23 protein-coding genes and 1 pseudogene are annotated in these 24,385 nt (G+C 45.6%); 20 read left to right on the top strand and 4 right to left on the bottom strand.

The genetic code is table 11. The features are described from left to right. Window positions 1-71 precede the first annotated feature (71 nt). From GT1_RS11700 to GT1_RS11645, 12 genes and pseudogenes are all read left to right on the top strand, one after another. A complete protein-coding gene (locus GT1_RS11700; protein WP_188398856.1) occupies window positions 72-725 on the top strand; it encodes a corrinoid protein in 654 nt (217 codons plus the stop codon). After that, window positions 652-2,115 (top strand): annotated as a pseudogene (locus GT1_RS11695) (monomethylamine:corrinoid methyltransferase). Before GT1_RS11700 ends, GT1_RS11695 begins: the two are co-directional and overlap by 74 nt. Window positions 2,116-2,332: 217 nt before the next feature. Next, window positions 2,333-3,166: a pyrrolysine--tRNA(Pyl) ligase large subunit gene (gene pylSc / locus GT1_RS11690; RefSeq protein ID WP_188398855.1), complete on the top strand. Its 834-nt coding sequence runs from the start codon at window positions 2,333-2,335 to the stop codon at window positions 3,164-3,166. Between the two features lie 52 nt (window positions 3,167-3,218). Then, window positions 3,219-4,364 (top strand): methylornithine synthase PylB, encoded by a 1,146-nt coding sequence (pylB, locus tag GT1_RS11685; protein ID WP_075757457.1) that lies wholly within the window; start codon window positions 3,219-3,221, stop codon window positions 4,362-4,364. A gap of 18 nt (window positions 4,365-4,382) precedes the next feature. Continuing rightward, entirely contained in the window at window positions 4,383-5,606 is a 1,224-nt protein-coding gene (gene pylC, locus GT1_RS11680; protein ID WP_188398854.1) for a 3-methylornithine--L-lysine ligase PylC, read from the top strand. Further along, the gene (gene pylD, locus GT1_RS11675) at window positions 5,578-6,396 is read left to right on the top strand and encodes a 3-methylornithyl-N6-L-lysine dehydrogenase PylD (protein ID WP_188398853.1); all 819 of its coding nucleotides are present in this window, start codon (window positions 5,578-5,580) and stop codon (window positions 6,394-6,396) included. Before pylC ends, pylD begins: the two co-directional genes overlap by 29 nt. A gap of 37 nt (window positions 6,397-6,433) precedes the next feature. Next, window positions 6,434-6,757 (top strand): pyrrolysine--tRNA(Pyl) ligase small subunit, encoded by a 324-nt coding sequence (pylSn, locus tag GT1_RS11670; RefSeq protein ID WP_188398852.1) that lies wholly within the window; start codon window positions 6,434-6,436, stop codon window positions 6,755-6,757. 99 nt (window positions 6,758-6,856) lie between these two features. Continuing rightward, window positions 6,857-7,651: a methyltetrahydrofolate cobalamin methyltransferase gene (locus GT1_RS11665; protein ID WP_188398851.1), complete on the top strand. Its 795-nt coding sequence runs from the start codon at window positions 6,857-6,859 to the stop codon at window positions 7,649-7,651. 68 nt (window positions 7,652-7,719) lie between these two features. Next, window positions 7,720-8,076 carry a helix-turn-helix domain-containing protein gene (locus GT1_RS11660; RefSeq protein ID WP_075757462.1) on the top strand — a complete coding sequence of 119 codons (357 nt, stop codon included), beginning with the start codon at window positions 7,720-7,722 and terminating at the stop codon, window positions 8,074-8,076. Window positions 8,077-8,279: 203 nt separating this feature from the next. Then, window positions 8,280-8,960, top strand: coding sequence for a superoxide dismutase (locus tag GT1_RS11655; RefSeq protein WP_188398850.1), 681 nt, complete (start codon window positions 8,280-8,282; stop codon window positions 8,958-8,960). Window positions 8,961-9,252: 292 nt separating this feature from the next. Beyond that, window positions 9,253-9,708: an O-acetyl-ADP-ribose deacetylase gene (locus GT1_RS11650; RefSeq protein ID WP_223226198.1), complete on the top strand. Its 456-nt coding sequence runs from the start codon at window positions 9,253-9,255 to the stop codon at window positions 9,706-9,708. Between the two features lie 140 nt (window positions 9,709-9,848). Next, entirely contained in the window at window positions 9,849-10,373 is a 525-nt protein-coding gene (locus tag GT1_RS11645; RefSeq protein ID WP_075757464.1) for a ferritin family protein, read from the top strand. Window positions 10,374-10,572: 199 nt separating this feature from the next. On the opposite strand, the gene rsgA is transcribed toward GT1_RS11645, so the two are convergent. Continuing rightward, a complete protein-coding gene (rsgA, locus tag GT1_RS11640) occupies window positions 10,573-11,652 on the bottom strand; it encodes a ribosome small subunit-dependent GTPase A (RefSeq protein ID WP_188398849.1) in 1,080 nt (359 codons plus the stop codon). 803 nt (window positions 11,653-12,455) lie between these two features. Between rsgA and GT1_RS11635 the strand changes: the two genes are divergently transcribed. Beyond that, the gene (locus GT1_RS11635; protein WP_188398848.1) at window positions 12,456-12,896 is read left to right on the top strand and encodes a GNAT family N-acetyltransferase; all 441 of its coding nucleotides are present in this window, start codon (window positions 12,456-12,458) and stop codon (window positions 12,894-12,896) included. 103 nt (window positions 12,897-12,999) lie between these two features. Here GT1_RS11635 and GT1_RS11630 read toward each other — a convergent pair whose 3' ends face one another. Next, window positions 13,000-13,149, bottom strand: coding sequence for a small acid-soluble spore protein P (locus GT1_RS11630; RefSeq protein WP_188398847.1), 150 nt, complete (start codon window positions 13,147-13,149; stop codon window positions 13,000-13,002). Window positions 13,150-13,450: 301 nt separating this feature from the next. On the opposite strand from GT1_RS11630, the gene GT1_RS11625 reads away from it, so the two are divergent. Then, window positions 13,451-13,768 (top strand): hypothetical protein, encoded by a 318-nt coding sequence (locus GT1_RS11625; protein ID WP_188398846.1) that lies wholly within the window; start codon window positions 13,451-13,453, stop codon window positions 13,766-13,768. A gap of 301 nt (window positions 13,769-14,069) precedes the next feature. On the opposite strand, the gene GT1_RS11615 is transcribed toward GT1_RS11625, so the two are convergent. Both GT1_RS11615 and bioB read right to left on the bottom strand, forming a co-directional pair. Next, a complete protein-coding gene (locus GT1_RS11615) occupies window positions 14,070-15,584 on the bottom strand; it encodes an HD domain-containing phosphohydrolase (RefSeq protein WP_188398844.1) in 1,515 nt (504 codons plus the stop codon). A gap of 215 nt (window positions 15,585-15,799) precedes the next feature. Continuing rightward, window positions 15,800-16,792 carry a biotin synthase BioB gene (gene bioB, locus GT1_RS11610; RefSeq protein WP_188398874.1) on the bottom strand — a complete coding sequence of 331 codons (993 nt, stop codon included), beginning with the start codon at window positions 16,790-16,792 and terminating at the stop codon, window positions 15,800-15,802. Window positions 16,793-17,343: 551 nt separating this feature from the next. Between bioB and GT1_RS11605 the strand changes: the two genes are divergently transcribed. From GT1_RS11605 to GT1_RS11580, 6 genes are all read left to right on the top strand, one after another. After that, window positions 17,344-19,824 (top strand): pyruvate formate lyase family protein, encoded by a 2,481-nt coding sequence (locus GT1_RS11605; protein ID WP_188398843.1) that lies wholly within the window; start codon window positions 17,344-17,346, stop codon window positions 19,822-19,824. 11 nt (window positions 19,825-19,835) lie between these two features. Beyond that, window positions 19,836-20,762: a glycyl-radical enzyme activating protein gene (locus tag GT1_RS11600; protein ID WP_188398842.1), complete on the top strand. Its 927-nt coding sequence runs from the start codon at window positions 19,836-19,838 to the stop codon at window positions 20,760-20,762. A 139-nt stretch (window positions 20,763-20,901) separates the two neighbouring features. After that, window positions 20,902-21,675, top strand: a complete 774-nt coding sequence (locus GT1_RS11595; RefSeq protein ID WP_075757475.1) for an ABC transporter permease — start codon at window positions 20,902-20,904, stop codon at window positions 21,673-21,675. Window positions 21,676-21,688: 13 nt separating this feature from the next. After that, window positions 21,689-22,480, top strand: coding sequence for an ABC transporter ATP-binding protein (locus GT1_RS11590; RefSeq protein ID WP_188398841.1), 792 nt, complete (start codon window positions 21,689-21,691; stop codon window positions 22,478-22,480). A gap of 101 nt (window positions 22,481-22,581) precedes the next feature. Next, window positions 22,582-23,586, top strand: coding sequence for an ABC transporter substrate-binding protein (locus GT1_RS11585; RefSeq protein ID WP_075757477.1), 1,005 nt, complete (start codon window positions 22,582-22,584; stop codon window positions 23,584-23,586). Between the two features lie 47 nt (window positions 23,587-23,633). Further along, complete coding sequence (locus GT1_RS11580) at window positions 23,634-24,380, top strand: carcinine hydrolase/isopenicillin-N N-acyltransferase family protein (RefSeq protein ID WP_223226197.1); 747 nt, start codon at window positions 23,634-23,636, stop codon at window positions 24,378-24,380. The last annotated feature ends 5 nt before the right edge of the window (window positions 24,381-24,385 follow it).

The following is a 24,385-nucleotide window of genomic DNA, read 5'->3' as shown; positions in this document are numbered from 1 at the left end:
AAGGACCATAACGCCGGCCGCGGACCCAAGGGACCCCACTTTTAAGGAGAGTATTCAGGAGGTGTTTCAATATGAGCAAATATGCTAAATTAAAGGATGCTATCAGTAATCTGGATAAGGACCTGGCTGAAGTGGCTGCCAAAGAGGCCGTCGCCGCCGGCCTTAATCCACTGGATTGCATCAGTGAAGGGCTTTCCGCAGGTATGCAGATTATAAGTGATCGCTTTGATGACGGCGAGGCTTTTGTTCCGGAATTAATGCTGGCGGCGGAAGCTTTTGAGAAGGCGGTGGCAATCCTGACCGCCTCGGTGCCGCAAAGCGAAATGAACACTATGTCTGCCGGCAAAGTGCTGCTGTATACTGTTGAGGGCGATGTGCATGACATCGGTAAGAATATCGTCAGAACCATTCTCAGCGCCAATAATTTCGAAGTCACTGATCTTGGAAAAACCGTGCCGGCACGCACGGTTATTGAAAAAGCGGAGGAGTTGAAGGTCGATGTAATCGCCGGTGCGGCTCTCATGTCGACCACCATGCCCCGCCAGCGGGAGGTTGTGGAACTGTTGAAGGAAAGAGGGCTGCGGGACAAGTACATTTGTCTGTTCGGCGGAGCTCCGGTCACTCAACAGTGGTGCGACAATATTGGTGCGGATGGATACTGCGACTCTGCGACAGCTACGCCGGTTCTCGCTAAAAAAGCTTTGGCTAAAAGGAAAGGAGTATGACATGAAAGCAATAGCAAAACCGATAACCGTCTTTGATGTTTACGAGCGGGCGCAAAGCGGCCCCGAAATGTCGGAAGCCGACTGGGATTTTGGCGTCATACCCCAAACCGCCAAAAAGCTCAAGGAAAAGTACGGCATAAAGATAGACCGCAAAACCATTATCCCCGAGGACGAAGCTCTTATTAACAATCTGTTCCAGGCCGGTCTTGACATGCTGGTGGAATGCGGCGTTTATTGCATTGACACCAACCGGGTGATTAAATACACCCGTGACGAGGTGCTCTTGGCCATCAAATCCGCTCCTGACCACTTTACTTATGGAGAAAACCAGGAAGCCATTCATGTGGTTCCCCGGGCTTACAACTCAAAGAAGGCACCGGTCATTCAGGGCGGACCCACCGGTTCGCCTTGTTCGGAAAAACTGTTCATGCCCATTCATCAGGCCTACGCCCAGGAGCCGATTGTGGATACCATCGTCAACGGCGTAATGCAGACCGTGATGGGCAAAGACCCGGTACCCGAATCTCCGTGGGAGATTATGGCCGTGCGTTCGGAACTGCTCCAGGTGCGCGAAGCGCAGAGCAGGGCGGGGCGTACAGGCATGGGATTGTAGGGGAGTGAAACTTCTCTGAGCCCGGCCGGCGTAATTATGTCGGATTTTCCGGGCGGCATGCGGGAGTCTGATTCTCATGAAGTGTCACAGCTCTGTGAGCTCAAAATCGACGTAGGTGCGTTGGTTGTTGGTGCTTATTACGCTGTGTCCGGTGTATGCGTCATGGTCGAGCAAATGCCCATTTTCGGCGGCTATTCCGGAGGTCTGGAAGAAACGGCGATTGTTGATGTGGCGACGACCCTGAACTCTTTTGTGATGATGCAGGCAACCTGGCATTTGGACGGACCGGTTCATGTCCGCTGGGGCATTACGACTACCAGAGAGGCTCTGGCAGTCGCAGGCCACGCGGCCAGGGCCATCGAAGAAAACACTCATCTGCTTCTGGGCAACCAGTATTACACTTTGGCCGGCCCCTGCACCGTAATGTGCCTGCTGGAGACGGCGGCCCAGGCTATCACCGATACGGTCAGCGGCCGTGAAGTGCTTTCCGGGGTGGCTGCCGGCAAAGGCGTCACTACCGATCTGTTTACGGCCATGGAGGCCCGGTTTATGGGCGAAGTGGCTCACGCTGTGGCGGGGATGGATCTGCACGAGGTCAACATCCTCCTGGATAAACTGGTCGCCATGTATGAAAAGAATTATAAAACTGCGCCGGCAGGAAAAACCTTCGATCAGTGCTATGATCCGGTGAAACTGGTTCCCACTGACGAATATGTGCAGATCTATAATGAAGCCGTTAAAATCTTGTCCGATTTGGGGCTGACCTATTGGGATTAATTATAATTAGACAGACGCGTTAAGATTGACGTTTACCATCGTTTGGACAGGGGTGTATATAGTATTATATGCGCCCTTGCCATTTCGTTTTACCTTTGCTATACATTGTGCTGGCAAGATTACGGGGGGTGGATCGGATGGATCACGTGGACTCTAAATCCGCGCAGGCGGGTGAAACTCCCGTACTCCCCGCCAACAATTTCAAGGAGGCAGCTAGGTGGATATTACCTGGACACCCATACAAAAGCAGCGGTTAAAAGAACTTAATATCAGCTCAATTTTGCAAGAACGACGTTTTGAATCAGCCAGCGAGCGTGATTTTGCGTTTCAAGACCTGGAGAGGCAGTTAGTGACTAAAGGAAGACGCCATTTGGCGCAATTTCAAAAATTTATTAAGCGGCCGCTGCTGAGCAGGCTTGAACAGCAACTTACCGAAGCCCTGAACCTCCGGGGATTCGTTCAGGTCATCACACCGACAATTATAGCTAAGGGTTCTTTGGCGAAAATGTCTATAGACGATAAGCATCCACTATTTTCCCAGGTATTTTGGCTTGATGCCAAGCGGTGCCTGCGGCCGCTGCTGGCGCCAAATCTGTACACCTTATGGAAAGATTTGCTGCGCTTATGGCAGCCGCCGATTCGCCTTTTTGAAATCGGCACCTGTTATCGTAAGGAATCCCAGGGGGGATTGCATCTTAACGAGTTTACCATGCTCAATATAACCGAATTAGGGTTACCCCTTAACGAGAGACAGCAACGCTTGGAAGAAATGGCTGCGTTGGTTATGTCTGTCGCCGGTATTGATGAATATCAGCTGGAAGTAACCAGTTCTGTCGTGTATGGCGATACCTTGGACGTGATGAAGGGTATTGAATTAGGTTCCGGCGCCATGGGGCCGCATGTACTTGATAAAAAATGGGGAATCACCGCGCCTTGGATAGGCATAGGCTTTGGCCTCGAACGTTTGTTAATGGTTAGGGAGGGAGCGCAAAATGTTCAGAGTATGGGAAGAAGTCTTAGTTACCTGGACGGAGTACGATTAAATATTTAAGGCCAAAGAAATAGCAGGAAGCCAAATGTACTTTATAAGGTAGGTGATTTTCATGGGGCTGCAACAACCTGCCACCTTGATCAGGATATTGGGAAAAGCTTTGGAGGAAGAGCCGCTGACCAGGGCTGAGCTTTTATATTTATTGGGACTTTCCGCAGAAGATGATATCGCCAGGGTATTTGCCATAGCCAGAATGCTCAGGCATCGATATTTTAAGAATAGAATATTTCTCTATGGTTTCGTTTATTTTTCAACCTATTGTCGAAATGAGTGTGCTTTCTGTTTATATCGTAAATCCAATCAATCGTTATCCCGCTATCATAAAACCCCGGCGGAAATTATGGAGACCGCTTACCGGCTGGTGAAATCCGGAGTACATTTGCTGGATTTAACGATGGGGGAAGACCCCCGGTATTATAGCAATAATGGAGCCGGCTTTGATTCGCTGGTAAGAACGGTGAGGGCCATCAAGGAAGACACCGACATACCGATTATGATTTCGGCAGGCGTCGTCCCGGAAGATGTATTAAGAGCGCTTAAAGATTCCGGTGCCGAGTGGTATGCCTGCTATCAGGAAACCCATAACCCTGGCTTATACGCAAAACTAAGAATAAGCCAAAGCTTCTCGGAACGAATGGAACGAAAAAAGGAAGCCCGGGATATGGGTTTCCTGATTGAGGAGGGCTTACTGACCGGTGTCGGGGAAAGATATGAGGATTTGATTGATTCCCTGGCGGCCATGAGAAGCCTGGGAGCTGATCAGGTACGAATTATGAGCTTTGTGCCGCAAAAGGATACACCCATGCAGCACGTCCCGTCGCTCCCGCGGACGAGAGAATTATTGATGATTGCCATCATGCGCCTGGTCTTTCCCAACCGTCTGATTCCCGCGTCTTTGGATGTGGATGGTATCCATGGTTTAGCTGACCGCCTTAACGCCGGCGCCAATGTCGTAACCTCGATCATTCCGCCAGAGGCCGGCCTGGCCGGCGTATCCAATCAGGAGCTGGATATCGATGACGGTAACCGTAGCGTTGACAGCATCCTGCCGATATTAGCGCAATGCGGTCTCGAACGGGCTAGTATGGAAGAATATATGGAATGGGTATTGGCCCGTTTGGCAAGACTCGCTCCTTCCCATAGGCAGATTAACGAAACGAAAGAAACCTATACAAACTGGGTTGTACAACGCCATTAGCCGGAAGGGGGATTCATAATGAAAGTTGCCATCGTCGGCGGCAAGCTTCAGGGAGTCGAAGCTGCGTATCTGGCTAAAAAAGCGGGCTGGGAAGTTTTCGTTGTCGATAAAAAGCCTGGGGTTTTGGCTGCGGCAATCGGTGACCATTTCCAGGCAATGGATGTTACGCATCGGGACGAGTGGCTCATGTTATTGAAAAAAATTGATCTCGTTATCCCGGCATTAGAAAACAAAGAGGCGTTAGACTGTTTAGCCAGCAGCGCTAAATATTCAAATGTACCTTTGCTTTTTGACGAGCAGGCTTATGCTGTTTCTTCCTCAAAAATTACTTCCAACGAAGTATTTAACCGCCTTTCCATCCCTGCACCCAAACCATGGCCACAATGTGGTTTTCCTATTATTATAAAACCCTCCGGGGCTAGTGGCAGTGAGGGTGTGATTAAGGTGGACAATGCTCAGGCGCTCAAGCGTTTGCAAGTTGAAAAAGCTATAGCTGATATGGTGATTGAGGAATATCTGGAAGGACCCTCTTATTCAATCGAGGTCATTGGCTGCCAGGGAGTATATAAGGCCTTGCAAATTACCGAGATTCAACTGGACGCCCAATATGACTGCAAGCGGGTGCTCGGTACGGCAGTGCTGACAAAAGGACAGCAAGCAAGCTTCGAACACATCGCGCTTAGTTTGGCTGGATTTTTGCATCTCAATGGAGTTATGGATGTAGAAGCCATTCTCCATGCAGGCCAACTAAAAGTTTTGGAAATAGATGCCCGGATTCCCAGTCAAACCCCGACGGCGGTGTATCATGCCACCGGCATTAATATGCTGGAGATTCTCGGCAAGGCGTTTGTCCAAGGAACCCCGTGGGAGGATTTCGACATCAAAGCGAAAAGAGGCGTGATCTACGAACATATCCGCGTAAATGGTGATAAGCTTGAAGTTTTGGGTGAACACATTCTACCTGACGCCGGTGAGCCGCTTCGTCTGTGTACAGATTTTTTTGGAGCAGATGAAGCGCTGACAACTTACTCTCCAGGCAAAAAAGAATGGGTAGCTACGCTCATCATCACCGGTGCGCATATGCCGGAGGCATGGAATAAAAGAGAGGGTATTATTTACAAGATCAGGCAGTCCTGCCGAATTAACTATCATGACTGTTATCCCGCAAGTGGAGCTGAGGGTATGTCATTAGAAACGCGTGGGGGATGGTGCAATGACACGACTAAAAGCAGACGATGTTAATCAGATTGCGTCCAGACTAACGAAATACGATGGTGAGTTAATTAGCAAGACAGGATGTAACCTAAAATCAATCGCGGCTCGTGCTGCGAATAGGGATTTGAGCACTATCTCAGTGGCCCAATCCAAAATCGCGGTTATTCCTATCACCGGCGGCCAGGGAATTATTGGCGGCTTTACTGAGGCAGTGGCCGGTATCCTGGATCATCTGGGTTTCGATACTTTTATTACTACAAGCTATGATATCGCAGGTATTGCTGAAGCAATCTTACATGGTGCTGAGATATTGTTTGCAGCCGATGATGATAAGTTTATTGCCTTTAATCTAAGAACCGGTGCGATAGCCGATAACAGCGAAGCGACAGGCCGGGGCTATGTAACGGCCTTAAACCAGATGTGCTGCGGTTTGACGGAAAAGCATGTGCTTGTTATTGGCGCCGGGGCGGTAGGCAGAGGCGCGGCCGGTTTAATCGTCAAACTGGGAGGATTGGTTTCCGTATATGATATCGATGTAACCGCCAGCCGGGCATTGGTTGATGAGCTGAGGCGACAAGGATATCCGGCCAAGCTGGAAACAGATTTGGATTATGCTTTAAGCAAGCACCTGGTTATAGTGGATGCTTCTCCGGCGGAGAATATTATTCGTCCTGCATATATTACTGAGCGCACAATCATCGCCGCGCCGGGAATTCCTTTAGGGGTACCGGCAGAACAGTGCGGGAAACACTTTGCCCAAATACTGCATGACCCGTTGCAAATTGGGGTAGCCACCATGTGTTTTTTAGTTATATGAAAACTATGGCGATTATCGATGACGGGAGTGAATGTATATGGCCCTTAGCGAAAAAAAACAGAAACGCTATTATCGCAAAAATGTCGACTTTTTTAAACTTGTTGCCAAACTTAAGCTTTGGCCCTCAAGAAGCGGGAAACTGCACGGCATCAAAAGTATGGAAATTATCGGCGACATAGCAGAAATTACTACCCATTGCAATGAAAAATTCCAGATACAAAATTCGAAGCATAGCCGGGCTGCCCGCTGTTTGCGCAATAAATTGTTTTTTCATTCCTGCCGTACCTGCAAAATTCCCCAGTGGAAGCTGGAGAAATACGCGGGAACTTATATGACCCAAAGCTATGGATCCAATTTATGAGTTATTGCAGACTGTCAAAGAGGAGGTATACTGAAACATGTAAACCACCGGCAGGCATGGGTAAAAAAGAAAAATATAAAATTACGGGGAGTGAAGGTTATGATTATTGTCGGCGAACTGATTAATGCCAGTCGTAAGCCGATTGCAGAAGCCATCAAAAACAGGGATGCCAGCTACATTCAACAAGTGGCCAAAGATGAGCAGGCGTCTGGAGCCAACTATATTGATGTGAACGCCGGGACTTTTGTCGGCGAAGAGGCTGACTACCTAAAATGGTTGGTTCAATTAGTTCAGGCGGTTGTTGATAGCCCGTGTTGTATTGATAGCCCTGATCCGAAAGCCATTGAAGCCGCATTAGCGGTTCACAAAGGGCCGGCAATGCTCAATTCCATTTCACTGGAGAAAGATAGATATGATGCATTCATACCCCTGGTGAGTGGAACGGCTCATAAAGTCGTCGCCTTATGCATGAGTGATGAAGGTATGCCGGAAACGGCAGAGGCCAGAGTCAAAATTGCTGATGAACTTATTAACCGCCTTGTCAAAAAAGGACTGACGCCTGACCAGATTTACGTCGATCCTTTGGTGCAGCCGTTATCCACCAATTACATTTTCGGTGTCGAATTTCTGAAGGCGATTGAGATAATTATGAATAATTATCCCGGCGTTCACACGATGTGTGGCTTATCTAACATCTCTTTTGGCCTGCCGCTGCGTAAGTTTCTCAATAGAACCTTTGGCATAATGGCCATAGACCGCGGTCTTGACGGTATGATTATGAACCCGCTTGATAAAGAGTTCATGGCCAGCATTATTGCTGCCGAAGCGTTACGGGGGACAGATGCGTATTGTATGAATTATCTTCAAGCCTATCGCAAGAAACTGCTTGAATAGTAATCATATCAATGATTCCTTGCCAGTTTCCCGTAATTTCACTGGGAGGGAACTGGGAGGGACTGGATATGAATTTTGGAGAAAAAGTGCGCTATGTACGCAAGAAGTTTTCGCTGACTACCGAACAATTAGCGCGGTTATTAAATGTGACACAATCCTATATATCCCATGTGGAAAACAATCGCCGGAAATTTGGTCGTGACAAGATTGCGTTATTGGCTAACAAACTATACATTCCGGTTGAATTCTTTCTGCGTGAAGATGTAAAGACGCTGGAACAGATTAAATTTAATAATCACTTGACAGCCATATTCGAGGATGAAAACTATCCCAACTATTTCGGGGTGGTAGACCAGGCTGTAAAAGCTAAAATTAGCCCGGAGGAATTGGAACAGGCAATAGAATTTATAAAGAAATATAAATGAATGTACTGAATTTTTATAACCGGCTCACTGTCTGCATTGGTGTCGCAGACAGTGAGCCGTCTTTTGCTGTTGTGGTACAATATAATTGGCATTTTGCGAAGCAAAATGTCCGTCCCCTCGCTTCCTCAATCTTTTGTAACCTCATTCTCATTCCGTAATATGATATAACAACGGAGTTTATAATATGAGGAGGTATAAGCGATTTGTTAGATCAAGCTTTAGGCCGATATGTACCACCAGGCAAACACAAATTACCACCGTTACCCTATCCATATAATGCATTAGAACCGATTATCAGTGCTGATACGCTTAAAATCCACCATGATCGTCATCATCAAACGTATGTAGATGGTTTAAATAAAGCAGAATTAGCGCTAGTAAGGGCAAGGGAGCGAAATAATTTTACATCTGTGAAGTATTGGGAAAACGAACTGGCATTTAACGGTTCAGGCCATATTCTTCACAGCATTTATTGGACAGTGATGGCACCAGCGGGCTGTGGTGGTGAACCTGGCCCATGCACTAGCAGAGAAATCAATAAATATTTTGGTGACTTTGATAGCTTCCTGGAGCAATTTACCAATGCAGCTATAAAAGTTGAAGCGTCTGGCTGGGGGATACTGGTTTGGAATCCAGCCTGGAAACATCTTGAAATTTTAACTGCTGAGAAGCACCAAAATCTTACTCAATGGGGGACTATTCCTATACTTGTCGTAGACACATGGGAGCACGCATATTATCTGGATTACCAGTATGATCGAGAGGCGTATGTTAGAGCATGGCTAGAATTAATAAACTGGTTTGAGGTTGAAAACCGTCTCATTTTAGCGATGGAAGGACAACTTCCTTTGCTGCAAACTATATGTGATGATGAGGGTCATTAATATGTGTTAGATAAAAAGTAAAGCAATCGTTTTTCAACGATTGCTTTTATAATTGCGTAAGCGAATACCACATGCTATGTATGTGGTTCCAAAAAGCTTAAGGGAAGCATAGGGATGTTGTTTTTGCTTCTTTATTTTTATTGCATTTCACGAAGCAAAAGCAGCCATTATTTATGAAATAATGTGTTATGTTAAGGATTTTTAAGCTTATGATACAATATAATTGTGATGATTAAAGGCTTGTATTGTATAATAAATATAATGTCCCTGATTAAGAACAGGAGGTAGAGTAATGCCACTGGAAATACTGCATAATGATATAACGGAAGTTCATGCAGATGCTATTGTCAATGCGGCCAATTCGTCCTTGCTTGGCGGCGGAGGAGTTGACGGTGCAATCCATCGGGCCGCAGGACCGGAATTGCTTGCAGAATGCCGCACCCTGGGCGGGTGCCAGGTTGGACAGGCTAAAATAACAAAAGGCTATAAGCTGCCTGCAAAATATGTAATACATACTGTTGGTCCGGTCTGGCACGGTGGTGAAAATGACGAGGAAAAACTGCTGGCCGATTGTTATCTGAACTCACTTTTATTGGCAAAAGAATATAAGCTTGAGAGTATTGCCTTCCCGCTGATATCGTCGGGTGCTTTCGGGTACCCCAGGGATAAGGCACTTAAAGTAGCGATTACCGTAATAGAAGACTTCCTGCTAAACAATGCTATGACAGTTTACCTGGTACTTTTATGAATGGCCTGCAACAGCTTGCTTCCATGTCTGATCAGTGGATGCTAAAATAACACCAGATTTGACAGGAATGGCGGAACTATCATAATCTTCTATCCTCGCTAATACACTGTACCATGCCGGTATGAGAAGGAGGAAGATAGATGCACGATAACAACATCCACGAATGCCACTACAAGGTGAACGCGCCGTATCCGCCAGTGCGCGTGGATGGACCCAATCCCGTTTATGCCGACAAGATGCTTAGCAATATGGGAGATGTTGTCTCCGAGATGAGTGATATCACTCGGTATTTTTACATTGCTGTGGTAGCGAAGCCGCAGTTTGGTGCAATTGCGACCTGCTTCCACCACATCAGCATTGTTGAAATGCATCACCTCAATATCTTTGCTGAGCTTGCAATGCAGCTTGGCGCAGACCCGCGGCTCTGGTGCGGGCGGCCACGCAAACGCTGGTGGTCGCCTTCGTTTATCAGCTATCCGCGCGAAATATGCGCCCTAATTGCCGAATCAATTGAAGCGGAAAGAGCAGCCATCCGCAAATATACCAGACAGGCGAATATCATCTGCGATAGGAATATCGTGGCGATCTTAAACCGCATCATACTTGATGAGAAACGCCATATCCAGATTTTTAAGGAGATGTATCAGCAGCTTCAATGCTTGTAAAACGGACTTCAGTTTGTCTTCGGCAACATAAGGGCCTAATATGGCTATTTGCGGATACTATAAGGATAAAGCAATAAGCTCCGCAACAGCCTGAAGCAGACTGAGCGGAGCTTATTTATTGGAACTATCCCCGAAGCGCAGAATTTATACCGATCGTATCTTGGCGATGAGTTTGGCCGCCCTATACAATCTAAAAACCCTATCTTTTCTTACTTTTCTCTTTGAGAAACTTGCGTGCATTCTTTATTCCGCCTATTTCTGCGAACATGCTGGAAAGCTTTTCCGTCTCAATCTGCTTAGCATTCAAGCCCGCATACCTGGCCTCTTTTTTTAGCTTTACATAGCTTGCAAGCCGCTCGGCAGCTAAGAAGCCGTCGCTGATGGCCTGTTGTACTGCACAATGGGGTTCACCCGTATGAGTACAATCATGGAATTTGCATTTTGTTGAAAGTTCGTCAATATCGGCAAACGTTTTTGCCAGGTCGGCACTCTCGAGTCCCAGCTCTCTCATTCCCGGGGTGTCAATAACGATACCGCCGTCCGGCAGAACAAAGAGTTCGCGTCTGGTAGTGGTATGCCTGCCTTTATCATCACTTCTTATTTCTTTAGTTTCAAGGGTGTTTTTGCCCATGAGCTTATTAATTAAGGTTGATTTGCCAACACCGGACGAGCCGATAAAAGCAATCGTTTTGCCGCTGGCAATATAATTGTTGACAGCTAAGAATCCATCCTGACCCATACTGGAAGTAACAAGCACGTCAACACCGGCGGCCACAGCAGCAAGCTCTGCCAGCTTTTGCGGAAGATTATCACACAAGTCGGCCTTCGTAAGCACAATGACCGGAATGGCCTGACTATCCCAGGCGACACCAAGATAGCGCTCTAACCGGCGAAGATTAAAATCATTATTAAGCGACATGCAGATAAAAACCGTATCAATATTTGCGGCTACCACCTGTTCTGCATTTGCTGTTCCCGCAGCCTTTCTGATAAAGGCGCTTTTTCTGGTCAGAACGTGGTGGATAATTGCATTCCCTGCGTCAGCATGATTACGGTCAAGCATAACGAAGTCGCCTACTGCAGGATAATCTGCCAACGTTGTGATTGTAAAACGAAACTTGCCGGAGATTGTTGCAGCCAGCTCACCATTTTCTGTTACGACTTTGTATAGGTCTTTATATTGGGAAATTACCCGCCCCACATAAAGACCGGCATATAATGCAGACTCAGTAATAAAGCTTTGGCTGAGTCCTAATTTACTCATAGTTGTTTCACTCAATTTTTTACCCTCCAAAAGTTTGGCTACTACCTTTTGGGAGGCATATACACTAAATTATTTTGTACACACCTCCCGGCTTGTTACAATCTCCGTTATAGTAGTGTTAAACATAAGAACAGCTCCTTTCGTTAATCATATGCAGCCTGCGAGCGAAAGCCTGGTGCTTCCTGTCGGCCGCATATTCAATGATTGTATTATAACACACTGCTTATTGTCAGGCACATGAAATTCCTAGTAGTCTGCCAAGTTTAAAGCTATAGGATGATTGGAAATAGTTTCCATGATATAATTTAATTTATTATGAATAAATGACTTGCAAAAGCGCTATTGTTATGTTATTATTCAAATAAGCACCATCCTTATAGTGATCTGGATTCAACCAAGTATGCGGAGGTAGAAACTTTTCAGTTTCCGTAATTGCAAGAGGTTAGTATATCTGGTTCGGGATTGTGTTTTTTGTTTTAGTTTGCTGGTTTTAGTTTTCTGATCTCTAAGTATTGAATCTAAGTAGTGACTGTTTGAAACAAGTTTTTTCATTTGGTTTGTAGTGAACGGATGATTCTATCTGGCGTTACCTTAAGAGTGCGGACAAATCAATTTAGTAAGTTTGGAACAGGTTGTTTGAGATTGTCGTGTAAGTTTTATGCTATAGGGATGGATGCGAATAACAGGCAGGAAGGTTAACCTTCCTGCCTGTTTATTTTTAAGTCTGCCAGCAGGTATCCGTTTTGCGCGCCAACACAAGACCTGGTACAGACGGCCGTCCTGCCTGGCTCTAGCTGACTATGGAAGGGGATACTGCTATGATTGTACAACCGACTGTTGATGATTATGAAAAGCTGATTCAGATTTGGGAAGCTTCTGTGCGGGCCACCCATGATTTTTTAGCAGAGGAAGACATTCAATTTTATAAGCCGTTAATTTTGAACGAATATTTTTATAACGTGCAGTTATTATGCCATAAAGATAACGGCGGCAAAATAACCGGATTCATAGGAATCGCAGATGATAAACTGGAAATGCTGTTTATTGATGCTGATGAACGCGGCAGGGGAATCGGCAAAAAACTGCTTACATATGCAATAAATCAACTGAAAGTTAAACAGGTAGATGTTAATGAACAGAATGATCAGGCTGTTGGCTTTTATAAACATATGGGGTTTTGTGTAGTTAAGCGGTCTGAATTTGACGGGGCCGGTAAGCATTATCCTATTTTATCCATGGTATTACAAGGTTCCAGGTGATAATTATGTCCTGCAGTTCCCTTCCAGCAGAACTGCAGGACATATATATTGTTCAATGATTACCGGTCACACCGTCGGGTATTCAGCGCTGGGCAATAGATTCTCAGGAGCCTTCGCCGTGGCGCTGACCGGTGTGATTTTGATTTTTTACTTTCTTAGATCCTGAAAGCGGCTCAGGCATAGGATTGTCATGATGCTTGGTATGTTTGGGTGCATCCGGGGTTTCTACAGGGTAAGTTTCGGGCTTAGTCATAGTATCGCCTCCAGTTTATAAGTTTGCTGCGAAGGTTTATTGCGCTTGCGGCATTTGCTGACCAATGGCTGGGAGAAATTAACTCTTGGGACATTGCTTGTCCATCGCTCGAACCTTATATATAGCTTATGGCGCCTTACTTGCTTTTATTCGTGGAAGCTTAGAGCCTATTTTCAGTCTAAGAATAATTTGACAAGTTTATATCCGGAGTTGCAACAAAACAGTTACTGTGATATCTTTATATTATTTGAAATAAACGTTAAAAAAATTAAAAATATATAAGGGATAAGGGGACACTGGCATGCAATACCACAATCGACAGGAAAAACAATTACAAATGAATGATAAGCCGGTAATTAAGGACGACAATAAGATATACCGTGTCCAGAACCCTGTTCGCAACGAGTTATCGTTATCTGTTATTTTTCTCTTTAAATTCCATATTGCCCGCAGTGTGAAAAAAACAGCAGCAGCACACCCGCAGACTAACATTATTTTTGGTAAAGTCGGCGGTTCCTGGTGGAAACCTGAATACCACATTATCGTTGGCGGCAAGACAAAAAAGACAGTTCAGGCTGCCGCCGAGATGCTGCAAAAAGCTTTCAATGGTGGAAAATAGAAAACCTAAACAATGGAGACAACACAAAAAAACCGCGAATTTCGCGGTTTTTTTTTGTTGCTTTGTTTATTTAAGAAGAAAAAGAAATCTTCAAAAGAATCGGGGTTCGCTATGGGAAAAGTTCACAAAACCCCAAGAGCGGTTCCCTTTCATCAAAGCAAGAATCTATTAGCCATTTCTCGGACAATTTCACCATGACCCTGAGCGGCTTCGCGATGCCGTTTGCAAGTAATAAGCCCAATACTATGGCAAGAATGGCGGCAAAAACGGAAATCGTCGCCATAACAATAAGCTAGCCACACTAGATGACCGGATCAACTTGATTCACAATCAAAGCAATAAATAACTCTGTCAAAACTGGGTCAAACTGTTTTCCCGCATTGCTCCGCAGTTCCTGCAACGCCTCCTCATAACTCATAGCTTTATGATACGGCCGGTCATTGGTCATAGCGTCATAGGCATCTGCCAGGGCAAGTATCCGGCATTCAACCGGAATTTCCTCCCCTTGCAATTTCAGAGGATATCCTCCTCCGTTCCACCATTCGTGATGCCGCAGAATCAATTCGGCGATAGGCATCAACTCCGGCACCGCTTGGGCTATGCGGTATCCTATTTCGCAATGCTGCTGCATAATGCTATACTCCTCAGGCAATAACTTGGCAGGTTTGAATAAAATGGCGTCCGGTATGCCAACTTTACCAATATCGTGAAACTTCGAAAATAAACGCAGGTTCCTGCAACTCGCCTCCGACAAACCGACTTTTTGGGCCATCCATACAACAATGTCTTTCAGCCGCTCGCCATGCCCCTCGGTAATATAATCGCGAACTTCCAGAGCCGCGATAATTGCTTCAACGACAGCTTTCTTTTGCCATTCGCTATTACGCAGTTTCTCCCGATACATCAACCCGTCTGCTTCCATAAACAAGGCGTCAAACTTGCGGCTTGTTTCCGTCGGTATCGACCAGCCCACAGAAACACTGACCGGAAGATTATTATTGGCTTTGTTGTGTTCGGCGACAGTTTTATTGATCCGGGCACTGGCATGGGCAACAACTTCCGGCTCGGCATCACACACAATTACCGCGAACTCGTCGCCGCCGATACGCGCCACCACGTCAATACTACGAAAACAAGACCGGATTAGGTGGGCTACCGTCTTTATCAAGTCATCACCCGCCGGATGCCCCAAGGTGTCGTTAATAAACTTCAAGCCGTCGATGTCGCAGACAACGATCCCGGAGAAAGAGGCAGAAGTAGTATTGAGCCTCAATATCTCTCTTTCGAAATATCGTCGATTGTGCAGTCCTGTTAAGGAATCACGCAGGCTGAGAAACTCCCATGCTTCTTCCATTTGCTTTCGCTCGGTCAACCCTCTGATGATAATCAAAACCTCGTTCTTGCCGCTGGGAATAATCTGTGCCTCATAGTGGGCTTCATTACCGTTATGATCAAGTCGGTACTCATACCGTTGGATGCTGTGATTATCTACGGCCCGATCAATATAATGCAATAAGTTTCTGGCAATTTTGTCAGGCAGGATTTCGACAATCATTCTTCCGGCTAAATCAGTGGTCGGCAAATAATTGGGGTGATCTGAGATATTTCTAAAATCCATGATGCCGCCCTTGCGGCTAACTATCAGCAGCAAATCGCGAACCGACCTCAGCAGGGCAGAATTTCTCGCTTTTATCCTACGCCAGTCGGTGATTAACTTTAGTGTTCGTTTCTTACAATAGTAAAGGAAGCCCCCGCACACGAACAGCATTGCGAACCCCACAACCACAAAAACTGTCTTAAGTTGATCAAAGCTCATGGTGCTTCCTCCTTTTACACGTTTAACCCGGCATAACTTCCTTGTTTAAGCCTTGCATGTGGCATTAACCAGAAAAATAAAAGGCCTAGGACAGAAAAAGTCTGTCCTAGGCCTTCAGCTATCTGATCAGCCGGAAATAATCGACAGTAAATTATTAATTATTATATATAACGTAGTAAATATTGTCAACAAACCATTCTGTCCCTCTGGCGCCCTTATGTGTGCTCTGAAATGGGTTTGAGTCCCAGGCTGTGAGCGGTGTTAAGGTCGGCAGCGGCTCCGCGTCCGGATGTCGTAAGGTAGTTGCCAATTAGCATGCCATTGATTCCGGAAAGAAACCCAAGCGGCACAAGTTCTCCCAAGGCTTTTTCGCGGCCGCCGGCATAGCGCAGGATTTTAGTAGGCAGGATGAATCTGAAAATCGCAAAGGTTTGCAGCACTTCCAGTGGTTTAAGAGGGGGACGGTCTTCGAGGGCCGTTCCCTTAACAGGATTTAGGACATTAATGGGTATTGAGTCAACATCTAATTCTTTAAGTGCAAAAGCAAGTTCAAGACGCTGCTCCCAGGTTTCACCCAGGCCAATAATACCGCCAGAACAGGCTTCTAAGCCTTCTGCCTTAACATTCTTAATGGTTTCTACCCGTTCCTCATAGGTATGAGTTGTACAAATTTGCTCAAAAAAACTTTTGCTTGTTTCAAGGTTGTGGTGGTAACGGGTAATCCCTGCTGCTTTTAGCGACTTAACATGATCTGGAGCTAAAATACCCAATGAACAGCAGCGTTCCAGGCCTGTTTCGTGTCCAATACGCTGGATTGACTGGATAATTTTCTCGAAATCCGGGTCATGCTTCATGCCACAGCCGGCAGTCACAATGCAAAAGCGATACGCGCCATGGGATTCTGCAGTTTTTGCCGCTTGCAGAATCTGATCTTCGCTCATTAAAGAATAGCTGTCGAATTCTACATCATGGTGAGCAGACTGTGCGCAAAATTTGCAGTCCTCCGAACAACCTCCCGAACGGGCATTAACTATCTCGCAAGTGTCTATCTGATCACCAGTAAAGCTTATGCGCACTTTATTGGCAATACCCAGTAAGATTGGAATATCAGCTTCGTCGATTTGCGTAAGCTGCAGTGCTTCCGCAAAGGTTAATTGTTCACCATTAAGAACTTTTTTGCCTAATGTAAAAATTAAATCATAACTCATATTTTTGCCTTCATTAGAACCCATTTGTTAGTCCCCCTTGCTTTGTATATCGTTAACCTGAAAAAAATAAAGAGTTTACCAACTAATTGCTATTTTATAGTGTTTAGGGTGGATTGTAAACCTATATAAAAAACATAGTTAACCATCCATACCGAAATGTTGTTTTTATCTGATGACTAATCTGCGCTGGTGAACTCGTTTCAGCAAAGCTGAACGGCGAAGTCTCAAATATTGAACCGTTTGGACCATTAGATGCTTTTAACACACGGGCAGATGCAGACACTTATCCGGAATATCGGTGGGAAACAGAATGCACGATTTCCATCACCGGGGAGAATTTGAATCGAACATGTTATTGTCACAGCAGGATTTTACACAAAAAGTATTGACCGGATCTGTAAAATGTTGTAATGTAATAAATATACATCAGAGTTGAGCAATACAATTGAATGACCGGGCTGATCAGATAACTGAAGGCTAAATGTGCGATAGTAACGCATATTTGGCTTTTTTTGTTGTCTTTTACTACACAAAACAGAGGGGTGTTATTCATGGGAGTCAGTAATGCTGCGTTGTCTCCGCAGGAGCAAAGAGTAAAGGAAGAATTGGCAGGAAAAATTAGTGCTTATGACAGGCAGCGGCCTTCTGAGATCTTTAATTCTTTTAAGGGAGCTCAGCCCAAAATCGATATAGAAAGAGCCAGGTTTTTTACCGAGTCATTTAAAATCACTGAGGGACAGCCGTTAATTCTCCGGTGGGCGAAGGCGCTTAAACATATTGCGGAAAATATTACTGTATATATTGATGATAAGCAGCTGCTGGCCGGCCGTGCCGGCTGCCCGGGAAGATATGGTGTTATTTATCCGGAGCTGGACGGCTGCTTTCTGGAAAAAATGGCGGAAGAATTGCCCAAACGAATAGAGTCTCCTTTTTATATTACCGCTGAAGATATAGCCTATATCAAACAGGAGATTGCTCCTTACTGGCAGGGTAAAACCTTTTACGAAAATCTTGCGAAAGCTCTGCCGGAAGATGTGTTACGGGTAACTTACGACCCGGCAAATGTATCAAAGTCAAGATTTATTGTTAATGAAACAGCCACAATGCGCTCAGCACTGCAATGGGTTCACGACTTTGAAAAAGTGCTGACAAAAGGCTTTAAGGGTATTAAGCAGGAGGCAGAGGAGCAGCTTGCGGCGCTTGATCCATTTGATCCGAACGATGCTCTGGAGAAAAAACCTTTTTTTGAGGCTGTTATCCTGGTAGCGGAGGCTATTGTCATATGGGCCAGGCGGCATGCAAGACTGGCTGCCGAACTTGCCGCAACCGAAAATGATGAAATCCGGAAGCGCGAGCTGCTGGCAATCGCCGGCATATGCGAATGGGTGCCGGAGAATCCTGCCCGTACTTTTTATGAAGCGGTTCAAGCACAATGGTTTACGCAAATGTTTTCCCGCCTGGAGCAAAAGACAGGGGCTACCATATCAAATGGCAGAATGGATCAATACTTATATTCATTTTACCGGACCGATCTGACAGCCGGGCGGATTGATCGGGAAAGGGCCAAAGAACTATTAGAATGCATGTGGGTAGGAATGGCTCAGTACATTGATTTGTATGTCAGTCCGGCAGGTGCCTGCTTTAATGAGGCCTATGCGCACTGGGAAGCCGTCACCATTGGCGGCCAGGATGAAAATGGCCAGGATGCTACTAATGAATTAACCTATTTGTTTTTGGAATCAAAACGGGATTTTCCCATTAACTATCCGGATTTAGCCGCAAGGGTTCATGCGCGTTCGCCGGCAAGATATCTTTATGAGATTGCTGAAACAATAAAGGATGGCTCAGGCTTTCCCAAACTGATCAATGACGAAGAAGTTATTCCCCTGCTGGTCGCAAAGGGAGCAAGCTTCAAAGAAGCCAATACCTATGCCGTTTCAGGCTGCACCGAGGTGAGAATGCCTAACCGGGATACCTATACCAGTCCCTGCGCGTATGTTAATATTGCTGCTGCCTTAGAACTGGTTCTATATAACGGCAGAATGAAAATCTACCAGGATGAATTACTGACGCTGGAAACCGGAAATCCCGGGGATTTTGCAACCTGGGAAGAATTTTGGCAAGCCTATCTCACGCAGCAAACCAATTTGCTTAAGCAGGCATTTAAACAACAGGTAATTGCCAATCGGTTAAGGGAAAAGCATTTCGCCGCACCCTTAGGCTCTGCGTTGCATGAGCAGTGCTTAAAGACCTGCAAGGACCTGCATTCAGAAAGAATTGACGGCGGCATCGATTTAGGCTATTTTGACATTATTGGCTATGCTACAGTGGTCGATTCGTTAGCGGCCATTAAAAAATATGTCTATGATGAGCAGCGGATAACCATTGATGAATTGATAACAGTACTTGCAGATGATTTTCAGGGACATGAAGATATAAGACAACTGCTGTTGCATGCCCCACGGTTTGGGAATAATGACCCTGCCGCTGATGCTATTGCCCAAAATATCGATTTGGAGGCGCTGCGCTTTACTCACAAGTATTCTAAAGCGATCGGTGTAAGTCTTGATGTGCGCTATGTGCCGGTTACTTCGCATGTGCCTTTCGGCAAAGTTGTCGGCGCTACCGCTAACGGCAGAAAAGCCGGGTCGGCTCTTTCTGACGGATCCTCTGCTTCCCATGGCGCCGACGTAAACGGGCCTACTGCTGTGCTCATGTCAAATGCCAATTCTAAGAATCTGGGGTTCCAAGAGCGGGCTTCCAGGCTGTTGAATATAAAGATAAGTCCGTCCTGCGTACAAGGCGAAGCAGGAACGCAAAAAATCATTTCCCTTATCCGCAGTTGGTGTGATTTAAAGCTGTGGCATTTACAGTTTAATATTATTAACAAAGAAACTTTGCTGGCAGCTCAGCAAGAGCCTGACAAATACCGGAATCTGCTCGTGCGGGTGGCCGGATACAGTGCGTATTTCATTGATCTTTCCCCGGATCTGCAAAATGATGTCATTGCCAGAACCGAGCATAGTTTCTAGGAGGACCACCCATGGAACCCAGTAATAAACAGACGGGATATGTCTTTAATATTCAGCAATTCTCGGTGCATGACGGACCAGGAATAAGAACAATTGTATTTCTAAAAGGTTGTCCGTTGCGGTGCCGCTGGTGCAGTAATCCGGAATCCCAGGAGAGTAAGCCTGAACTGGCCTATAACCCAAACAAATGTATCGGGATTGCTGCCTGCGGCAGATGTCTCAAGGCTTGCCCCCACAATGCCTTGCTCCCGGGTGAGGGTGACAAGCCGGTTGTTGCCAGGGCGGCTTGCCAAAAGTGTTTTTCGTGTGTACAGGTATGTCCTGCAACCGCCTTACACATATTTGGGCAAGTAATGACGGTGGATGATATTCTGGAGGTAGTGGAACGCGACAATATTTTTTTCTCCAGGTCAGGTGGCGGGTTGACAGTGAGCGGCGGAGAACCCTTGCTGCAGGCGGATTTTGTGCTTGAACTGCTGGCACAGGCCCGGCGCAGGCGGCTCAATACTACAATAGAAACCAGTGGTTATGCCGCATGGCCGATACTGGAGCAAGCCTGCCGTTACCTAAATACTTTGATCTATGATATAAAGAGTTTGGATGCAAATAAGCATCAGGAACAGACCAAACAAAGCAATGCTGTTATTCTTGAAAATTTTATCAAAGTGACAGCAGCTTTCCCTAATTTGCCCATACTGGTGAGAACTCCGGTAATTCCCGGCTTTAATGACTCGGAAGAAGATATTAAAGCTATAATGAACTTTATCAGCGGCAAACCTAATGTTCGCTATGAACTGCTGCCTTATCACCGTTTGGGACAGCCAAAATATGAGTATGTAGGCAAAGAATATCTTCTGGATACTGTAACTTTGCCTAAAGAACAATTTGAGCGGTTGAACACGGTAAAAAATGCTTTTGTCAACAATATTTCATATTGACAGTTGTCTAGTGGTACTGTATACTAATTTACATACATTGGCTGATCAGAGAACTGAAGGCTAAGAATTCTTCTTGAATTCTTGGCCTTTATTTTTTTTGTTTAAAACATAAATTTGAGAAGAAAGGGGGGAACAATCAATGAAAAAATTCATTCTATGGATTAGAGAAAACTATCTTGCATTAGTGGCACCTATTTTGATTTTGGCTATTTGGGAGGCCGCCGGTCAATTGGGGTTGATTCGGGCCACCCTTTTACCAAAGCCTTCCGCCATTGCTGTTGTACTGGTCGAAGTATTATCTTCCGGGGAATTGCTTAGTAATTTGGGAGTCAGTATTTTGCGGGTTGCCCAAGGCTTTATTATTGGGGCAGGCCTTGGTATTTTAGTGGGTGTTCAGGTTGCACTGTCCAGGAAACTGCAGACAGCAGTAAGCCTGATTTTTGGAGTTCTCAGACCTATTCCGGTTATTGCCTGGATTCCGGTACTTATATTATGGATGGGGATTGATGAAGGCTCAAAAATTACCGTAATTGCCATTGGCAGCTTCTGGACGGTATTGGTCAGTGTCATAGAAGGAATCAAAAATGTGGATAAAAAGTTCTTAGAAGTAGCTACCATTCTGGAAAAAGATCATATCACGCTGTTAACCAAGGTCATTTTGCCTGCAGCTTTACCGGCAATTTTTACCGGCGTCCGGGTCGGTATTGATGTAGCCTGGCGCAGTGTAGTGGCAGCTGAACTTATTGCAGCGGCATCGGGTATTGGTTATATGATCATGTATGCCAGGGAATTATCGCAAATTGATGTGGTATTAGTAGGGGTACTTTCCATTGGCTTTACCGGTATTATCATTGAACAATTATTGCAATTACTCGAAAAGCGTTTGCTGCGCTGGAATGTAAACATTCACTAAAGGGGGTGAGCGAATGAGCCTGACATCAATAGAACCACAACCGCTTATCATCAATAATTTGAATAAGACATTCCAAATTGCGGGTAAGCCGGTGGACGTTTTGCAGGATATCAATCTAACGGTAGAGCCCGGGGAATTTATCAGCATCATTGGCCCCAGTGGCTGCGGTAAAAGTACGCTTCTCAGGCTTGTTGTCGGGTTGGAACGGGGATTTTCAGGAGAAATTCGGCTGGGTGAGGATTGGATTGAAGGGCCGGGGCTAAACCGGGGGATGGTTTTCCAGGAAGCACGGCTGTACCCCTGGCTGACGGTTGAAGAGAATGTGCTGTTTGGTTTAGGTAAAAAGGAAAACAAGCAAGACAAACGGCGGATTGTCCAGGAACACCTGGAATTAGTAGGTTTAGCGGGATTTGCCAAAGCATATCCGCATCAATTATCAGGAGGCATGCAGCAGCGGGTCAGTATCGCCAGAGCATTAGTCAACCGGCCGCAGGTTTTATTGCTTGATGAGCCCTTCGGTGCACTGGATGCCATGACGCGCATTACGATGCAGCAAGAGATTATCCGTATCTGGGGAGCAGAAAAGACCACAATTCTGCTGGTAACCCATGATATTGACGAGGCTATCTTTTTGGGAGACCGGGTCGTTGTAATGTCTAAGCTGCCTGCTACCACAAAATCGATTATTCCTGTAGACTTACCTCGGCCGCGTGACCGGAACAGCTATGAATTTGTAAAAATCCGCAAGCAGATTTACACTGAATTTTTTTCGGATGTTGAATTGCCGTTTGCTTATAGTATTTAAAACGACAATTTCTAAGTTTGGAACAGAAGGAGCTGACAGCTAAAAACAAGAGTAATTACCAGTATGACTTACATAGTTAACTAATTAAAGGGGATGAGAAGATGCAAAAGAAAAAGCTGACTTTGTTAATCCTGGTCTTATTTGTAATTGGGGTTTTGGCGGCAGGCTGCGGCGGAAATGATACGAAGACGGCGGCGGGAACTGATAAAAAGGCGGAGAAGCCGCAAGAAATTCATGTTGCCTACCAGAATTCAAGCATAATCATTTTATTAGCTAAAGCCAAAGGCCTGTACGACGAAGAATTTGCCAAAGACGGAATAGCTGTAAAATATGATATGTATCTGTCCGGACCACCGATGATAGAAGCCTTTGCCGGCGGTCGTGCCGATTTTGCCCACACCGGTGATATGCCGCCTGTATCGGCAAAGTCGGCTGGTGTGGATATCAAAGTAATTAGCCGTGCCGGTTATACTCCCGGGGGTAATGCGTTATTAATTCGTCCTGATTCGCCGTATAAATCGGTTAATGACCTGAAGGGGAAAAAGATAGCCGTGCAGGTTGGCTCAAGCGCCCATCATTTCTTAATTCTTCTGCTGAAGAAAAATGGTTTGAACATTAATGATGTTAATATTGTTAATCTGCCGGCAAGTGATCATCAGGCAGCATTGGAAACTAAAAACGTGGATGCAGTGGCAACCTGGGAACCGTGGAATTCTGTGTTAGAGAATGCCAACGCCGGGAAAATCCTGGAAGATTCTTCAAGTGGGGTTAAACGTTATATCGGTGTATTCCTGGCGCGGAATGAGTTTGCGCAAAAATATCCGGACATTACAGAACGTGTTCTCAAAGTGAACGAGAAGGCTGCTGCCTTCATCAAAAGTAATCCGGATGAAGCCTTGGAGTTAATTTCGAAAGAAAGCAAGCTTCCCGTATCGGCTATTTCACGGATTGTAAAAAGCTCTGATTGGGATTCCAAAATAGTTCAGGAGGATATCGATGCTCTTCAGCAGGTAAAAGACTTCCTCAAAGAAACCAAAGTACTCAAGAAAGATTACGACATTAAGGAATTGTTTGACGATCGTTACTATAAAAAGATTAGACAGTAAGGCATAAATTATTAATAAGAATATTCTATGTCAAACGGGGTGAGCTTGTGTGCACGTTAGGAGCCATATACGGAAAGTTTTTGTTTAAGAACCGGGACATGGAACCAGGTGCAGGCATTACCGAAGATTTGCTTCATGGTCATGGCCGCTACCGCTATATTGGGGTGGCTGGCCATGCCAGCCCGTTAGAATGCGGATTGAATAGCGGCATTAATGAGGCCGGTGTAGCTGTTGCTATGACTTTCGCAGATTATATGCCGCTGCCTGAAGCACTTAAACGCAAGACTCCACGGGGAGTACTTGTTGAAAACATTTTGCAAAATGCCGGTCATTTAGAGGCTGCTTTGCAGATTGCCGGGAATTTCTTGATAAATACCCCCTTAGTAGGCGGCAATTTGGTAATAATGACTCCTGACGGCGGAGCTGTCATTGAACAGCTATATCCTAAATATGCTGTTGAACGCATAATACAGAATATTACTGTGAGAACCAATCATTTTTTAAATCTAAAGACCGATGAAAAACTCGCGGTAAACAAAGCAAATTCCCAAACTCGTTTTGCCCGGTTTACCCGGCTGTCAGTTTCACCAGATTTACGGGAACCAAGTTCAGAAGAGTTTTCGGTAGCAAGAATCAAAGCGATGCTGGCTGATCATGAGGAACCACATCCTATCTGCCGGCATGGCGGGGATGCGCAAACAGTATCTGCCGCAATTTATGACATTGATAAACGGGCAATCCATTATGCTTACGGTAATCCCTGCAGGCAGACTTTTACGCAGTATACCGTATAGGGGTG

The sequence above is a fragment of the Sporomusa sp. GT1 genome (assembly GCF_014634905.1).
Taxonomy (GTDB): domain Bacteria; phylum Bacillota; class Negativicutes; order Sporomusales; family Sporomusaceae; genus Sporomusa; species Sporomusa sphaeroides.
Note: the sequence above shows the minus strand (reverse complement) of the source record. Positions and strands in the feature narration are given on the sequence as shown.